General features: G+C 59.6%; 12 protein-coding genes. 7 read left to right on the top strand and 5 right to left on the bottom strand.

The window, feature by feature from the left end:
- Window positions 1-7: 7 nt before the first annotated feature.
- From lepB to lptF, 4 genes are all read right to left on the bottom strand, one after another.
- The gene (gene lepB / locus M9827_RS23555; RefSeq protein ID WP_250607398.1) at window positions 8-862 is read right to left on the bottom strand and encodes a signal peptidase I; all 855 of its coding nucleotides are present in this window, start codon (window positions 860-862) and stop codon (window positions 8-10) included.
- A gap of 9 nt (window positions 863-871) precedes the next feature.
- Window positions 872-2,668, bottom strand: a complete 1,797-nt coding sequence (gene lepA / locus M9827_RS23550) for a translation elongation factor 4 (RefSeq protein WP_203420853.1) — start codon at window positions 2,666-2,668, stop codon at window positions 872-874.
- A 172-nt stretch (window positions 2,669-2,840) separates the two neighbouring features.
- Window positions 2,841-3,902: an LPS export ABC transporter permease LptG gene (gene lptG, locus M9827_RS23545; protein WP_250607397.1), complete on the bottom strand. Its 1,062-nt coding sequence runs from the start codon at window positions 3,900-3,902 to the stop codon at window positions 2,841-2,843.
- Window positions 3,895-5,016, bottom strand: coding sequence for an LPS export ABC transporter permease LptF (gene lptF / locus M9827_RS23540; protein ID WP_250607396.1), 1,122 nt, complete (start codon window positions 5,014-5,016; stop codon window positions 3,895-3,897). The genes lptG and lptF overlap by 8 nt, the downstream gene beginning before the upstream one ends.
- Window positions 5,017-5,324: 308 nt before the next feature.
- Here lptF and M9827_RS23535 point away from each other — a divergent pair, with 308 nt between their 5' ends.
- The 5 genes from M9827_RS23535 (at window position 5,325) to rlmF (ending at window position 11,990) form a co-directional block, all read left to right on the top strand.
- On the top strand, window positions 5,325-6,815 hold the full coding sequence (locus tag M9827_RS23535) for a leucyl aminopeptidase (protein WP_250607394.1): 1,491 nt from the start codon (window positions 5,325-5,327) through the stop codon (window positions 6,813-6,815).
- Window positions 6,816-6,872: 57 nt separating this feature from the next.
- The gene (locus tag M9827_RS23530; protein WP_250607392.1) at window positions 6,873-7,301 is read left to right on the top strand and encodes a DNA polymerase III subunit chi; all 429 of its coding nucleotides are present in this window, start codon (window positions 6,873-6,875) and stop codon (window positions 7,299-7,301) included.
- Between the two features lie 8 nt (window positions 7,302-7,309).
- The gene (locus M9827_RS23525; protein ID WP_250607391.1) at window positions 7,310-7,705 is read left to right on the top strand and encodes a DNA polymerase III subunit chi; all 396 of its coding nucleotides are present in this window, start codon (window positions 7,310-7,312) and stop codon (window positions 7,703-7,705) included.
- Between the two features lie 193 nt (window positions 7,706-7,898).
- Window positions 7,899-10,745, top strand: a complete 2,847-nt coding sequence (locus M9827_RS23520) for a valine--tRNA ligase (protein WP_250607390.1) — start codon at window positions 7,899-7,901, stop codon at window positions 10,743-10,745.
- 225 nt (window positions 10,746-10,970) lie between these two features.
- Window positions 10,971-11,990 carry a 23S rRNA (adenine(1618)-N(6))-methyltransferase RlmF gene (gene rlmF / locus M9827_RS23515; RefSeq protein ID WP_250607389.1) on the top strand — a complete coding sequence of 340 codons (1,020 nt, stop codon included), beginning with the start codon at window positions 10,971-10,973 and terminating at the stop codon, window positions 11,988-11,990.
- A 194-nt stretch (window positions 11,991-12,184) separates the two neighbouring features.
- On the opposite strand, the gene M9827_RS23510 is transcribed toward rlmF, so the two are convergent.
- The gene (locus M9827_RS23510; RefSeq protein WP_003221909.1) at window positions 12,185-12,466 is read right to left on the bottom strand and encodes an HU family DNA-binding protein; all 282 of its coding nucleotides are present in this window, start codon (window positions 12,464-12,466) and stop codon (window positions 12,185-12,187) included.
- 395 nt (window positions 12,467-12,861) lie between these two features.
- On the opposite strand from M9827_RS23510, the gene yejK reads away from it, so the two are divergent.
- On the top strand, window positions 12,862-13,866 hold the full coding sequence (gene yejK / locus M9827_RS23505; RefSeq protein ID WP_095050956.1) for a nucleoid-associated protein YejK: 1,005 nt from the start codon (window positions 12,862-12,864) through the stop codon (window positions 13,864-13,866).
- Window positions 13,866-14,212 (top strand): glutaredoxin family protein (locus M9827_RS23500; RefSeq protein WP_250607388.1); only part of this gene is annotated, 347 nt, incomplete at its 3' end. The genes yejK and M9827_RS23500, both read left to right, overlap by 1 nt.

The following is a 14,212-nucleotide window of genomic DNA, read 5'->3' as shown; positions in this document are numbered from 1 at the left end:
TGTGTGATTACTTGATCAGGCCAACCCGCGAGAAATTCGGCAGGTGACTGAGTTTCGGCTCCGGCCAGCTCATCCAGACCGCGAAGGCCTTGCCGACGATATTCTGGTCGGGAACCATGCCCAGCAGATCCTTGGGAATGTTCGGGTCATCCCAGTAGCGACTGTCATTCGAGTTGTCGCGGTTGTCGCCCATCATGAAGTAGTGCCCGGCGGGCACTGTCCACGAGCGGTCCGGCGTGGCGCGGTAGCGGCTCATTTCCTTGCGGATCAGATGCTCGGCGGCGCCCAGTTTCTCTTTGTACAGTTCAGCGCTGCCCAGCGTGCCCGGCTCAGCGCCAGCCATCTGCTCGGCAATCGATTCACCATTCACAAACAGGCGCTTGTCAGCGGTGTAACGCACCGTATCGCCCGGCAGGCCGACTACACGCTTGATGTAGTTGACGTTCGGATCACTTGGATAGCGGAACACCATCACATCACCGCGCTGCGGATCACCCACTTCGATGATTTTCTTGTCGATCACCGGCAGGCGAATGCCGTAGGAAAACTTGTTCACCAGAATGAAGTCGCCGACGTCCAGGGTTGGCTTCATCGAGCCCGAAGGAATCTGGAACGGCTCCACGAGGAACGAGCGCAGCACCAGCACGATGAACAACACCGGGAAGAACGACTTGCCGTATTCAACCAGCAGCGGCTCTTTGTTCAGCTTTTCGACCACCACGACATCAGGCTGGCTGACACTGCCTTGATAAGAGGCAATGGCCGCCCGACGACGCGGCGCCAGGATCAACAGATCAAGCAACGCCAACAGGCCGCAGACGAACACGGCGATGACCAGCAACAGCGGGAAATTTAGTGACATAGGACCTGACTATTCCAACCTGAGCACGGCAAGGAAGGCTTCTTGTGGAATTTCCACGTTGCCGACCTGCTTCATGCGTTTCTTACCGGCCTTTTGCTTCTCAAGCAGTTTCTTCTTACGACTGACGTCACCGCCGTAGCATTTGGCCAATACGTTCTTTCTGAGTGCCTTGACGGTTGTCCGGGCAACGATCTGACCACCGATGGCGGCCTGGATCGCCACGTCGAACATCTGACGAGGAATCAGTTCTTTCATCTTCTCGGTCAACTGGCGACCTTTGTAGTGCGAGTTGTCACGGTGCACGATCAATGCGAGGGCATCGACCTTGTCGCCGTTGATCAGCACGTCCAGTTTCACCAGATTAGCCGATTGGTAACGATCGAAATGGTAATCCAGCGAAGCATAGCCGCGGCTGGTGGATTTGAGACGGTCGAAGAAGTCCAGGACCACTTCGTTCATCGGCAGGTCGTAAGTGACTTGCACCTGATTGCCGAGGAACAGCATGTCGACTTGAACGCCACGCTTCTCGATGCACAGGGTGATGACGTTGCCCAAGTGTTCCTGCGGCACCAGAATGTTGGCCCGCACGATCGGCTCGCGCATGTCTTCGATCGACGACACATCCGGAAGCTTGGATGGGTTGTCGACGTAAATCGTTTCACCGGTTTTCAGCACCAGCTCGAAAATTACCGTTGGCGCGGTGGTGATCAGGTCCAGGTCGTACTCGCGTTCGAGGCGCTCCTGGATGATTTCCATGTGCAACATGCCGAGGAAGCCGCAACGGAAGCCGAAGCCCAGTGCGTCGGAGCTTTCCGGGGTGTATTGCAGCGACGAGTCGTTGAGGGTCAGCTTCTGCAGCGCTTCGCGGAAATCCTCGAAGTCGTCGGAACTGACCGGGAACAGACCGGCGTAAACCTGTGGCTGGATGCGTTTGAAGCCGGGCAGCACTTCAACGTCCGGAGTCGAGGCCAGGGTCAGGGTGTCACCAACCGGCGCACCGTGAATGTCCTTGATGCTGGCGATGATGAAGCCCACTTCGCCGGCTTTCAAATCAGTGGTGGCGGTGTGTTTCGGGTTGAACACGCCCACGCTGTCGACCAAATGGATCTTGCCGGTGGACTTGACGAGGATCTTGTCGCCCTTCTTCACGCGGCCGTGACGTACACGCACCAGGGAAACAACGCCCAGGTAGTTGTCGAACCAGGAGTCAATGATCAACGCTTGCAGCGGATCTTCGATGTTGCCGGTCGGCGCAGGAATGGTGTGAACCAGACGTTCGAGCACTTCGTCGACACCCAGGCCGGTTTTGGCGCTGCAGGTGACGGCATCGGTGGCATCGATGCCGATGATTTTCTCGATTTCGTCTTTTACGCGATCAGGATCGGCCTGTGGCAGGTCGATCTTGTTCAGCACCGGCATGACTTCGAGGCCCTGCTCGATCGCGGTGTAGCAGTTGGCCACGGACTGGGCTTCAACGCCCTGACCGGCATCGACCACCAGCAAGGCACCTTCACACGCGGCCAGGGAACGGCTGACTTCGTAGGTGAAGTCGACGTGGCCCGGGGTGTCGATGAAGTTCAGCTGGTACTTGATGCCGTCTTTGGCGGTGTAATAGAGGGTAACGCTGTGGGCCTTGATGGTGATCCCGCGTTCACGTTCCAGCTCCATGGAATCCAGGACCTGGGCTTCCATTTCACGCTCGGCCAGGCCGCCGCACATCTGGATGAAGCGATCGGCCAGCGTCGACTTGCCATGGTCAATGTGGGCGATGATGGAGAAATTGCGGATATGACTCAAATCACTCACGGATCAACACTCAAAAAGGCTGCAGGCATGGCCCGCCGAAAAATAGCCGGGAATTGTACCTGATACACGGCGCAAGCGTCACGTTCGCCTGTCACCCGGATTGCATGCAAAAACGCCCCGATCTGTCGACCGAGGCGTTTTCAAGGTTAAACAGTAGATGAAAGCTTGTTCATCAACCGGCTCGTCTAAGCAGCCAGACACCCGCCAACGCACAGACCCCGGCCGGCACCAGCACCGCAAACAACGGTGAGAAGCCGAACACCAGGCTCGACGGGCCGAGCAAATCCTGGACGATACGGAAGGTGAAGCCCACCAGCACGCCGGTAAATACCCGCTGACCCAGGGTCACCGAACGCAGCGGGCCGAAGATGAACGAGATGGCCATCAGCACCAGCGCGGCGGTGACCAGCGGTTGCAACACCTTGACCCAAAATGCCAGCCAGTAGCGGCCGTTGCTCAGGCCTTGCTCGGACAGATAGTGGATGTAACCCCACAGGCCACTGATCGACAGCGACTCCGGAGCCATGACCACGGTGCTGAGCAGTTGCGGGCTCAACGCCACGTCCCATTGCTCGTTCGGGGTGTTGACGACTTCAGTACTGCGCTCATGGAACCGCGTGGTGGCAACGTCGGTGAGCTGCCACTTGTTGCCGTCGAACTCGGCCTTCTTGGCGAAGCTTGAGCTCAGCAGATGGCGCTCCTTGTCGAAGTGATAGCGAGTCACGCCATACAACAGGCCGTTGGGTTGCACGGCGTTGATGTGGATGAACTCGTCACCCTGACGGTGCCACATACCGTGCTTGGCGCTTTGTGCGTCGCCGCTGCCTTGCGCCAGCGAGCGATTGGCCTGCGCCATGCTTTCAGTTGCCGGAGCAACGTACTCGCCGATCAGCACACCGGCCAGCATCAGCACCAGCATCGGCTTCATCACAGCCCAGACGATCCGGCCGATGGACACGCCAGCGGCGCGCATGACCGTCAGTTCGCTACTGCTGGCCAAACTGCCGAGGCCGATCAGGCAGCCGATCAATGCGGCCATCGGCAGCATCTCGTAGAGACGGCGTGGCGCGGTCAGCAACACGAAACTCAGCACATCAACGAGGGTGTAGGTGTCACTGACGTCGCCCATCTCATCGATGAAGGCGAACAAAGTCGCCAGACCGAGAATGATTGCCAGTACGGCGATGATCGCCATAAACACGCTGCTGCCGATGTAGCGGTCAAGTTTAACCACGGGCCACCTCCAGCGCTGCCGCGCGACGGCTGGCCATCTTCAGACGCAGCGGCTCCCAGTAGAGCAGGCCGAGACCGATGAACAGGAAGATCGCGTGCACCCACCACAGGCCGAGGGCCGGCGGAATCTTGCCTTTTTCCAGGGCGCCGCGGGCGGCAATCAGAATGGTCAGATAAGCCATATAAAGAAGAATCGCCGGCAGCAGCTTGAGGAAACGCCCCTGGCGCGGATTGACGCGCGACAGCGGCACCGCCATCAGGGTCACGATAAACACCAGCAGCGGCAGGGACATACGCCATTGCAGTTCGGTTTTTGAGCGGATGTCATCGCTGCCCAGCAGGGACGAGGTCGGCATGGCGTCACGGTCGGTGACTTCTTCGCTGACGTCCGGCTTGGGCAACAGCACACCGTAGGTTTCGTAGTGAATGGCGCGGTAATCGGCCTGACCCGGGCTGCCGTCGTAGCGATAGCCGTTGTCGAGAATCAGGTAGCGATTGCCATCGGGACGCACTTCCTGGCGACCGCTTTCGGCCACCAGCACGGAAATCCCGCGATCCTTCTGATCGGCACCGAGGTTTTTCTGCGAAATGAATACGCTACCGAGGTTGACGCGATCGTCGCTCAGGGTCTCGGTGTAGGTGACCCGAGTGCCGTCACGCAGGGCCTGGAAGCGACCCGGCTCGAGGGTATCGAACTCGGTCAGGGCATCCTGTTTGTTCAGCAGCAACTGGAATTGATTGGCACCCTGCGGGGCCAGACCCAGGCTCAGCCATGCTACCACCAGTGCAACCAGGGTCGCCGGGAACAGGGTCATGCGAAACAGCTTCTGCTGGCTCATGCCGGTGGCCGACAACACGGTCATCTCGCTTTCGAGATACAGGCGACCGTAGGCCAGCAGGATCCCGAGGAACAGGCCCAGGGGCAGAATCAGTTGCAGGAAACCCGGCAGGCGATAGCCCATGATCAGGAACAGTGAGCCCGGATCGAGCTGGCCGGCAGCGGCCTGAGCGAGGTATTTGATGAAGCGACCGCTCATGATGATGACCAGCAGCACGGCACTCACGGCGCTGAGGGTCAACAGGACTTCGCGGGACAGATAACGGAAGACGATCAAACCAGACACTCCAGGGTTGTCAGGCTAAGGCGGCCAAACAAGCAAACACATCGACCGGCCCGCAACGCAGAGCCGTCGAAAAAAGATGCGGCATTATCCTGTGATTGAGGGCGCCTGTCACTGCGCACACTCATCCATGTCTGTAATCCTTTGCAGATCGTACAACCGAGGGTTGTCAGGCGCGGGGAGCGAGGTTCAAACTGCGGCCCTTGTCGCAGGCTTTGGCCTGCGCCTCTTCTATCTATAAGCAGGCGACCGCGGACAGCGTCGAACGCCTGCGTGTTGACCATTCATTCAGGGATCCGGACATGGAACTGGTTGTAAAAAGCGTTAGCCCAGAAACGTTGAAAACCGCCACCCTGGTGGTTGCTGTCGGCGAAGGCCGCAAACTCGGCGTCGCCGCCAAACAAGTCGACGAACTGAGCGGTGGTGCAATCAGCGCCGTGCTCAAGCGTGGCGATCTGGCCGGCAAGGTCGGCCAGAGCCTGCTGTTGCACAGCCTGCCGAACCTCAAAGCCGAACGCGTGCTGCTGATCGGCGTGGGCAAGGATGAAGAACTGGGCGACCGCCCGTTCCGCAAAATCGTTGCCGGCATCCTCAACACCCTGAAGGGCCTGGGCGGCAGCGACGCCGTGCTGGCGCTGGATGAAATCATTGTCAAAAACCGCGACAGCTACGGCAAAACCCGTCTGCTGGCGGAAACCCTGGTGGACGGCGAATACACCTTCGACCAGTTCAAGAGCCAGAAAGCCGAACCGCGCGCGCTGAAGAAAATCACCCTGCTGACCATCAAGGCTGCGCAAGCCGAAGTGCAGCGCGCGGTGAATCACGCGACTGCAATCGCCAACGGCATGGCGTTCACCCGCGACTTGGGCAACCTGCCGCCGAACATCTGCCACCCGACCTTCCTTGGCGAACAAGCGAAGAATTTGGGCAAAGAGTTCAAGGACCTGAAAGTCGAAGTCCTCGACGAGAAGAAGATCAAATCCCTGGGCATGGGCTCGTTCTACGCCGTTGGCCAAGGCAGCGAGCAGCCGCCACGCCTGATCGTCATGCAATACAACGGCGGCAAGAAATCCGAGAAGCCGTACGCACTGGTCGGTAAAGGCATCACCTTCGACACCGGCGGCATCAGCCTGAAACCAGGCGCCGGCATGGACGAAATGAAGTACGACATGGGCGGTGCTGCCTCCGTGTTCGGTACCCTGCGTGCCGTGCTTGAACTAAAACTGCCGATCAACCTGGTGTGCATCCTCGCTTGCGCGGAAAACATGCCGAGCGGCAATGCTTCGCGTCCGGGCGACATCGTCACCACCATGAGCGGCCAGACCGTGGAAATCCTCAACACCGACGCCGAAGGCCGTCTGGTGCTGTGCGACGCGCTGACCTACTCCGAGCGCTTCAAGCCGCAAGCGGTGATCGACATCGCCACCCTGACCGGCGCTTGCGTCGTCGCACTGGGTGCGCACACCTCGGGCCTGCTGGGCAACAACGACGAGCTGATCGAGCAATTGCTCAGTGCCGGCAAAGCCGCTGACGACCGCGCTTGGCAACTGCCGCTGTTCGACGAGTACCAGGAGCAACTGGACAGCCCGTTCGCCGACATCGCCAACATTGGCGGGCCAAAAGCCGGCACCATCACCGCTGCGTGCTTCCTGTCGCGCTTCACCAAGAACCTCAACTGGGCGCACCTGGACATCGCCGGCACCGCATGGACCAGCGGCGGCAAGGACAAGGGCGCCACTGGCCGTCCGGTGCCTCTGCTGACCCAGTACCTGCTGGATCGCGCCAAAGCCTGAACCCGCTGACAAGCGGCGTCACTTTCGGGTGACGCCGCTTGCTGCTCTGGAACCGCAATGACCAAAGTCGACTTCTATATCCTGCCCAGCGCCGACCCTTCGGCGCGCCTGGACTTTGCCTGCAAGCTCACCGAGAAAGCCTGGCGCATGGGCCACCGCATCTACCTGCATTGCAGCGACGCGGCTCAGCGCGACGATCTCGATGCGCGCCTGTGGGCATTCAAGGGCGAAAGCTTTGTGCCGCATGGCCCGGCCGACAGCGAACCGGACGGCTTGATCGTTTTGGGTCTGGGCGAGGACTGCGGTCAGCATCAGGATTTGCTGGTCAACCTCGACCTGAAAGTCCCGGCCTTCGCCCACAAATTCGCCCGGGTGGCGGAAGTGGTGGTTGAAGATCCGACGATTCGGGCGGCCGCGCGGGAGAGTTTCCGTTTCTACCGCGAACAGGGCTATCCTCTGCAAGATCACCGTTTACAGCGACTCTGAGCATTCCAATGGACACTCCGAAACCGCAACAAAAGTCCGCCCACCTGCTGGATGATCTTGAATCGATCCGCCAGTTGCTCGGCGATGACAACCTGCAACCACCGCTGTTGACCGACACGGTCGACGAAGGTGAACAGGAACAGATTCCGATGTTGTTCGAAGCGGTCGGCAACGAGCCGCCTGCCGTCGAACCGCCTCCCGCGCCAGCCCCGACACCCGCCGCGCAACCTGTGGCACCTGTGGATAAAGGCCCGGACGCCCTGCTCCATCTGGACAGCGAACTGCGCGCCGCCGCGCAATTGATCATGCAAGATGTGATCGACGATTTCGCGCCGCACATCGAAACCGAAATCAAACGTCGGCTCGATGCACGCATGGAGCGGCTCCTCAGCCAGTACGAATAACGCGCCCCGTGTAGGAGCTGCCGCAAGCTGCGATCTTTTGATCTTGTTTTTAAAAACCAAAGTCAAGGGAGCGCAGCCTTCGGCAGCTCCTACATTTAGATCTCCACCCAGTCCGCCCCGCTCGCCCTCGGCCCCATGCCCCGCTATACTCGTCGGCTTTTCCTGAATTAATGCCAATAGGGTCCCGCCGCGCATGGATAAGACCTACCAGCCGCACGCCATTGAAACTTCCTGGTACAACACCTGGGAGTCCGAGAACTACTTCGCCCCGCAAGGCGCGGGCGACTCCTACACCATCATGATCCCGCCGCCGAACGTCACCGGCAGCCTGCACATGGGTCACGGTTTCAACAACGCGATCATGGACGCCCTGATCCGTTTCCGCCGCATGCAGGGTCGCAATACCCTGTGGCAGCCGGGCACCGACCACGCCGGTATCGCCACGCAGATGCTGGTGGAGCGTCAACTGGAAGCCACCGGCCAGAACCGTCATGACCTGGGCCGCGAGAAATTCCTCGAGAAAGTCTGGGAATGGAAGGATCAGTCCGGCGGCAACATCAGCCGTCAGATCCGCCGCCTCGGTTCGTCCGTCGACTGGAGCCGCGAGCGCTTCACCATGGACGACGGTCTCTCGGAAGCGGTCAAAGAAGCGTTCGTGCGCCTGCACGAAGACGGTCTGATCTATCGCGGCAAGCGTCTGGTCAACTGGGACACCAAACTGCACACGGCGATTTCCGACCTCGAAGTGGAAAACCACGACGAGAAAGGCTTCCTGTGGAACCTGAAATACCCGCTGGCCGACGGCGTAAAAACCGCTGAAGGCAACGATTTCCTGATCGTCGCGACCACCCGTCCGGAAACCATGCTCGGCGACTCCGCCGTCGCGGTTAACCCGAACGACGAGCGCTACAAAGCCCTGATCGGCAAGTTTGTCGAGCTGCCACTGGTTGGCCGCCGCATCCCGATCATTGCCGACGATTACTGCGATCCTGAATTCGGCACCGGCTGCGTGAAAATCACCCCGGCCCACGATTTCAACGACTACGAAGTCGGCAAGCGCCACAACCTGCCGCTGCTGAACATCTTCGACAAGAACGCCAACGTGCTGCCAGCGGCCCAGGTGTTCAACCTCGACGGCACACTGAACGACAGCATCGATGGCGCGATTCCGGCTGAATACGCCGGTCTCGAGCGTTTCGAAGCGCGCAAGCAAATCGTCGCTGCATTCGATGCCGCCGGCCTGTTGGTCAGCGTCAACGACCACGGCCTGAAAGTGCCGAAAGGCGACCGCTCCGGCACCATCATCGAACCATGGCTGACCGATCAGTGGTACGTGTCGACCAAACCGTTGGCCGAGCCTGCAATTGCTGCCGTTGAAGACGGTCGCATCCAGTTCGTGCCCAAGCAGTACGAAAACATGTACTTCTCGTGGATGCGCGACATCCAGGACTGGTGCATCAGCCGTCAGCTGTGGTGGGGCCACCGGATTCCAGCCTGGTACGACGAGTCGGGCAAAGTCTACGTCGGTCGCGACGAAGCCGAAGTGCGCGCCAAGCACAACCTCGGTCCGGACATTGCGCTGCAACAGGACAACGACGTACTCGACACCTGGTTCAGTTCCGGCCTGTGGACCTTCTCCACCCTGGGCTGGCCTGAACAGACCGAATTCCTGAAGAAATTCCACTCCACCGACGTGCTGGTGACGGGCTTCGACATCATTTTCTTCTGGGTTGCCCGGATGATCATGCTGACCATGCACCTGATCAAGAACGAGGACGGCACGCCGCAGGTTCCGTTCAAGACCGTTTACGTGCACGGTCTGGTGCGCGATGGCCAGGGCCAGAAGATGTCCAAGTCCAAGGGCAATGTCCTTGACCCGCTGGACATCATCGACGGCATTGAGCTGGAAGAGCTGGTGCAGAAGCGCACCTCCGGCCTGATGCAGCCGAAACTGGCGAAGAAGATCGAGAAGCAGACCCGCGACGAGTTTGCCGACGGCATCGCCAGCTACGGCACCGACGCCCTGCGCTTCACCTTCTGCTCGCTGGCCTCGACCGGTCGCGACATCAAGTTCGACATGGGCCGCGTCGAAGGCTATCGCAACTTCTGCAACAAGATCTGGAACGCCGCGCGTTATGTTCTGGACAAGGGCGAAGACTGCGGCCAGAACGGCGAAGCCTACGAGCTGTCGCTGGCGGATCGCTGGATCATCTCGCAGCTGCAACGCACCGAAGCCGAAGTGACCCGTCAGCTGGATCAGTTCCGTTTCGACCTCGCCGCGCAAGCGCTGTACGAGTTTATCTGGAACCAGTACTGCGACTGGTACCTGGAACTGTCCAAGCCTGTGCTGTGGGACGAGAACGCGCCAGTTGAACGTCAGCGCGGCACTCGCCGTACGCTGGTTCGCGTACTGGAAGTGGCGCTGCGCCTGGCGCATCCGTTCATGCCGTTCATCACTGAAGAAATCTGGCAGCGCATCGCGCCGCTGGCCGGCATTCAGGGCAAAACGATCATGCTGCAAGCGTGGCCAGTGGCCAACGAAGAGCGCATCGATCCGGCAGCCGAAGACGACATCGAATGGCTCAAGGAACTGATGCTCGGCACGCGTAACATCCGTGGTGAAATGAACATCGGCCCGGGCAAGCCACTGCCGATCTACCTGAAGAACGTCAGCGCTGAAGACCAGCGCCGTCTGACCGAGAACGAAGCGCTGCTGAAAAAACTGGCGCGTCTGGAATCGATCACTGTTCTGCAGGCAGACGAAGAAGCGCCGTTGTCCGCCACCGCTCTGGTGGGCGAGATGGAAGTGCTGGTGCCGATGGCAGGTCTGATCGACAAGGGCGCTGAACTGGCACGTCTGGACAAGGAAATCCTGCGTCTGCAGGGCGAAGTCCAGCGCGTTGGCGGCAAGCTGTCCAACGCCGGATTCGTTGACAAGGCCCCGGCCGAAGTCATCGAGAAGGAACGCGCCAAACTGGCCGAGGCTGAACAAGCCCTGGGCAAACTGGCCGAGCAGCATGCGCGGATTGCCAGCCTGTAACGGGTAAATCGCAATAAAAAAGGGAGGCCCTGGTGGCCTCCCTTTTTTATGCCCACCACATTTCCCCTGTAGGAGCTGCCGAAGGCTGCGATCTTTTGACTTTGATTTTTAAAAGCAAGATCAAAAGATCGCAGCCTTCGGCAGCTCCTACATGGGTTCGGCGTATACGTCATCAATGTGGGACAATACCCGCCACTTTCAGCCATACCCGAATCGACCACGCCCATGAACGCCCCCCGCACACCCAAACCTGCGCGCAAGAAGCCTGACACCGCGACCCCGGCCAAGACCGTTGAGCCGCGTGAAAAGGCCAGCCTGCACCCGCGCAATCGCCATCAGGGTCGCTACGACTTCCCGGCGCTGATCAAGACCACGCCGGAACTGGCGAAGTTCGTGATCACCAACCCGTACGGCAAGGAAAGCATCGACTTCGCCAGCCCCGATGCGGTGCGCGTGTTCAATCGGGCGCTGCTCAAGTCGTTCTATGGCATCCAGCATTGGGACATTCCGGCGGACTACCTCTGCCCGCCTGTACCGGGCCGCGCCGATTACGTGCACTTCCTTGCGGACCTGCTGGCAAGCATGAACGACGGCAAAGTCCCGCGCGGCGCGATCGTCAACGTGCTGGATATCGGCATGGGCGCCAACTGCGTGTATCCGCTGATCGGTAACAGCGAATACCGCTGGCACTTCCTCGGCTCGGAGATTGATCCGACTGCTGTGGCGGCCGCCAGAGCCATCGTTCAGTCCAACGATCTGAGCAAGGTCATCCAGTTGCGTCAGCAGGAAAACCGCAAGCACATCCTGATCGGCTTGCTGGAACCGGGTGAGCGCTTTGACCTGACCATGTGTAACCCGCCGTTCCACGCCTCGATGGAAGAGGCGACCAGGGGCAGCGAGCGCAAGTGGCGCGCACTGGGCAAGGCCGATCCGAAGCGCAAGCTGCCGGTGCTGAACTTCGGTGGCCAGTCGGCGGAGCTGTGGTGTGAAGGTGGCGAAGCGCGTTTCGTGACGCAACTGATCGCCGAGAGCGCAAACTTCCAGCACAAGGTGCTGTGGTTCAGCACGCTGGTGTCGAAAGCTTCGAACCTGCCCGCGATCGAAACCGCGCTGAAAAAGGCCGGCGTGCTGGAAAGCCAGGTGGTGGAGATGTCCCAGGGTCAGAAGCAAAGCCGCTTTATGGCGTGGACCTTCCAGACCAAGTCCGAGCAGCAGATCTGGCGCCGCGAGCGCTGGGTCCGCTGATAGCTGCGCCGATGCTTCTGTAGGAGCTGCGGCACGCTGCGATCTTTTGATCTTGATCCTGAAGAACAAGATCAAAAGATCGCAGCCTCGTTTCACTCGACAGCTCCTACAGGCTGTGTCATTCCTCGCCAAATCGCAGACACAAAAAAACCGTGCCCGGATCACTCCGGTGCACGGTTTTTTATCGCTGCGTCTTACTTGTTCACAGCGTCGGTCAGGCCTTTGGCCACAACCAGCTTGATCACTTTCTTTGCAGGGATTTCGATGGCAGCGCCAGTCGAAGGGTTACGGCCAGTGCGGGCAGGACGCTCGGTCACTTTCAGCTTGCCGATACCTGGCAAGGTGATTTCGCCGCCGTTTTCCAGCTGATCGGCAACGATTTGGCCCAGTTGGTCCAGAGCGTTACGCGCGGTGGTTTTCGGCGCGTCGATAGCTTCAGCGATGTCGGCGATCAGTTGGTCTTTAGTAAGAGCCATGTAGTGTTCCTTCCCTATCAAATTCATATGGATTGCAGAGTGCAGTGTCAGCCATCGAGCCCGATCTTCTGGATCTGGCACCCTCGGCGATAACCACGACGAGTCGGGTTATAGATACCGAAATCAGGGTTTGGTTCGACCTGACAAATGCTGATTGCACGCTTAACGCAGTGACTTCGCGTAAGACCGGGCAAAACTAGCACAGAGACGGGGAAATATCCGCCTCTAGCTACCCATTTGGTCAGCTTTATTGCGCTAAATCGGTAAAAAACTGCATATGCGTCAGTGCGCGCCCCGGTTTTGCCCTACAACCCGCGCCAAAACCAGTGGTTGCGGTACACTGGGCGCTTTTTCGGGGGAGCCTGCCCTCCTCCCTTCCAACAGCCGAGAAGCCCATGCCGATCCGTCATTGCATCGTCCACCTGATCGACAAAAAACCCGACGGCACGCCCGCAGTTCTGCACGCCCGTGACACGGAACTGGCCGAGTCTGCAGCCATCGAGAACATGCTCGCCGACCTCAACGAGAGCTATAACGCCAAACAGGGCAAAGCCTGGGGCCTGTTCCATCCGGAGTCCGGCGCGTTCCCGTTCAGCGGCTGGCTGAAGGAATACATGGAAGGCAGCAAGGATTTCACCGCGTTCAGCAAAGTCGCGGTCGAGCACCTGCAGAAGCTGATGGAAGAATCGAACCTGTCGGTCGGCGGCCACGTGCTGTTCGCCCACTATCAACAAGGCATGACCGATTACCTGGCCATCGCCCTGCTGCACCACAGCGAAGGCGTGGCAGTGACCGATGAGCTGGACGTGACCCCGTCGCGTCACCTCGACCTCGGCCAATTGCACCTGGCGGCGCGGATCAACGTCTCCGAGTGGCAGAACAACAAGCAGTCCAAGCAGTACATCTCGTTCATCAAGGGCAAGAACGGCAAAAAGGTCTCGGAGTACTTCCGCGACTTCATCGGTTGCCAGGAAGGCGTCGACGGCCCGGGCGAGACCCGCACCCTGCTCAAGGCCTTCAGTGACTTCGTCGAAAGCGAAGACTTGCCGGAAGACTCCGCCCGCGAGAAAACCAAGACCCTGGTCGATTACGCCAGCAGCCAAGCCAAACTCGGCGAACCGATGGGCCTGGAAGAGCTCTCGGAGTTGATCGACGAAGAGCGCCCGAAAGCCTTCTACGATCACATTCGCAACAAGGATTACGGTCTGTCGCCCGAGATTCCGGCGGACAAACGCACCCTCAACCAGTTCCGCCGCTTCACCGGCCGCGCCGAAGGCCTGTCGATCAGCTTTGAAGCACACTTGCTGGGCTCGAAGATCGAATACGACGAAGAGGCTGGCACCTTGGTAATCAAGGGCCTGCCGACGTCACTCACCGATCAGTTGAAGCGGCGCAACTGATGCTCGGCAATGTGCTGAAGAAAGTTCTGCTGGTTCTGCTGGTGGTCGTGGTCTATCAGAATTGGGGCAAGATCGAGCGGGTGTTCAACCCGTCGCAGATGGTTTCGGAGCAGACGCGGGCGCAGGCCAATGTCGTGCTCTACGCCACCGACTGGTGCGGCTACTGCAAGCAGACCAAACGCTTTCTCGACAGCAAGGGAATTGCGTTCAAGGAGTTCGATATCGAGAAGGATGCCGAGGCGCGCAAGGCGTACGAGGCATTGGGTGGGCGCGGGATTCCGTTGATCGACGTGAATGGCACATTGATTCGCGGGTTTGACCCGGACGAAATCCTCGCCGCCCTGAG

The organism is Pseudomonas sp. AKS31, from assembly GCF_023634765.1.
Taxonomy (GTDB): Bacteria; Pseudomonadota; Gammaproteobacteria; order Pseudomonadales; family Pseudomonadaceae; genus Aquipseudomonas.
This window is presented reverse-complemented; position numbering and strand designations above follow the sequence as displayed.

Coding starts and splice junctions, on each gene's coding strand:
- rlmF (WP_250607389.1), top strand. CDS start 10,971: ATGAACGCCCCCCGCACACCCAAACCTGCGCGCAAGAAGCCTGACACC.
- M9827_RS23520 (WP_250607390.1), top strand. CDS start 7,899: ATGGATAAGACCTACCAGCCGCACGCCATTGAAACTTCCTGGTACAAC.
- M9827_RS23525 (WP_250607391.1), top strand. CDS start 7,310: ATGGACACTCCGAAACCGCAACAAAAGTCCGCCCACCTGCTGGATGAT.
- M9827_RS23535 (WP_250607394.1), top strand. CDS start 5,325: ATGGAACTGGTTGTAAAAAGCGTTAGCCCAGAAACGTTGAAAACCGCC.
- M9827_RS23530 (WP_250607392.1), top strand. CDS start 6,873: ATGACCAAAGTCGACTTCTATATCCTGCCCAGCGCCGACCCTTCGGCG.
- M9827_RS23510 (WP_003221909.1), bottom strand. CDS start 12,466: ATGGCTCTTACTAAAGACCAACTGATCGCCGACATCGCTGAAGCTATC.
- lepB (WP_250607398.1), bottom strand. CDS start 862: ATGTCACTAAATTTCCCGCTGTTGCTGGTCATCGCCGTGTTCGTCTGC.
- yejK (WP_095050956.1), top strand. CDS start 12,862: ATGCCGATCCGTCATTGCATCGTCCACCTGATCGACAAAAAACCCGAC.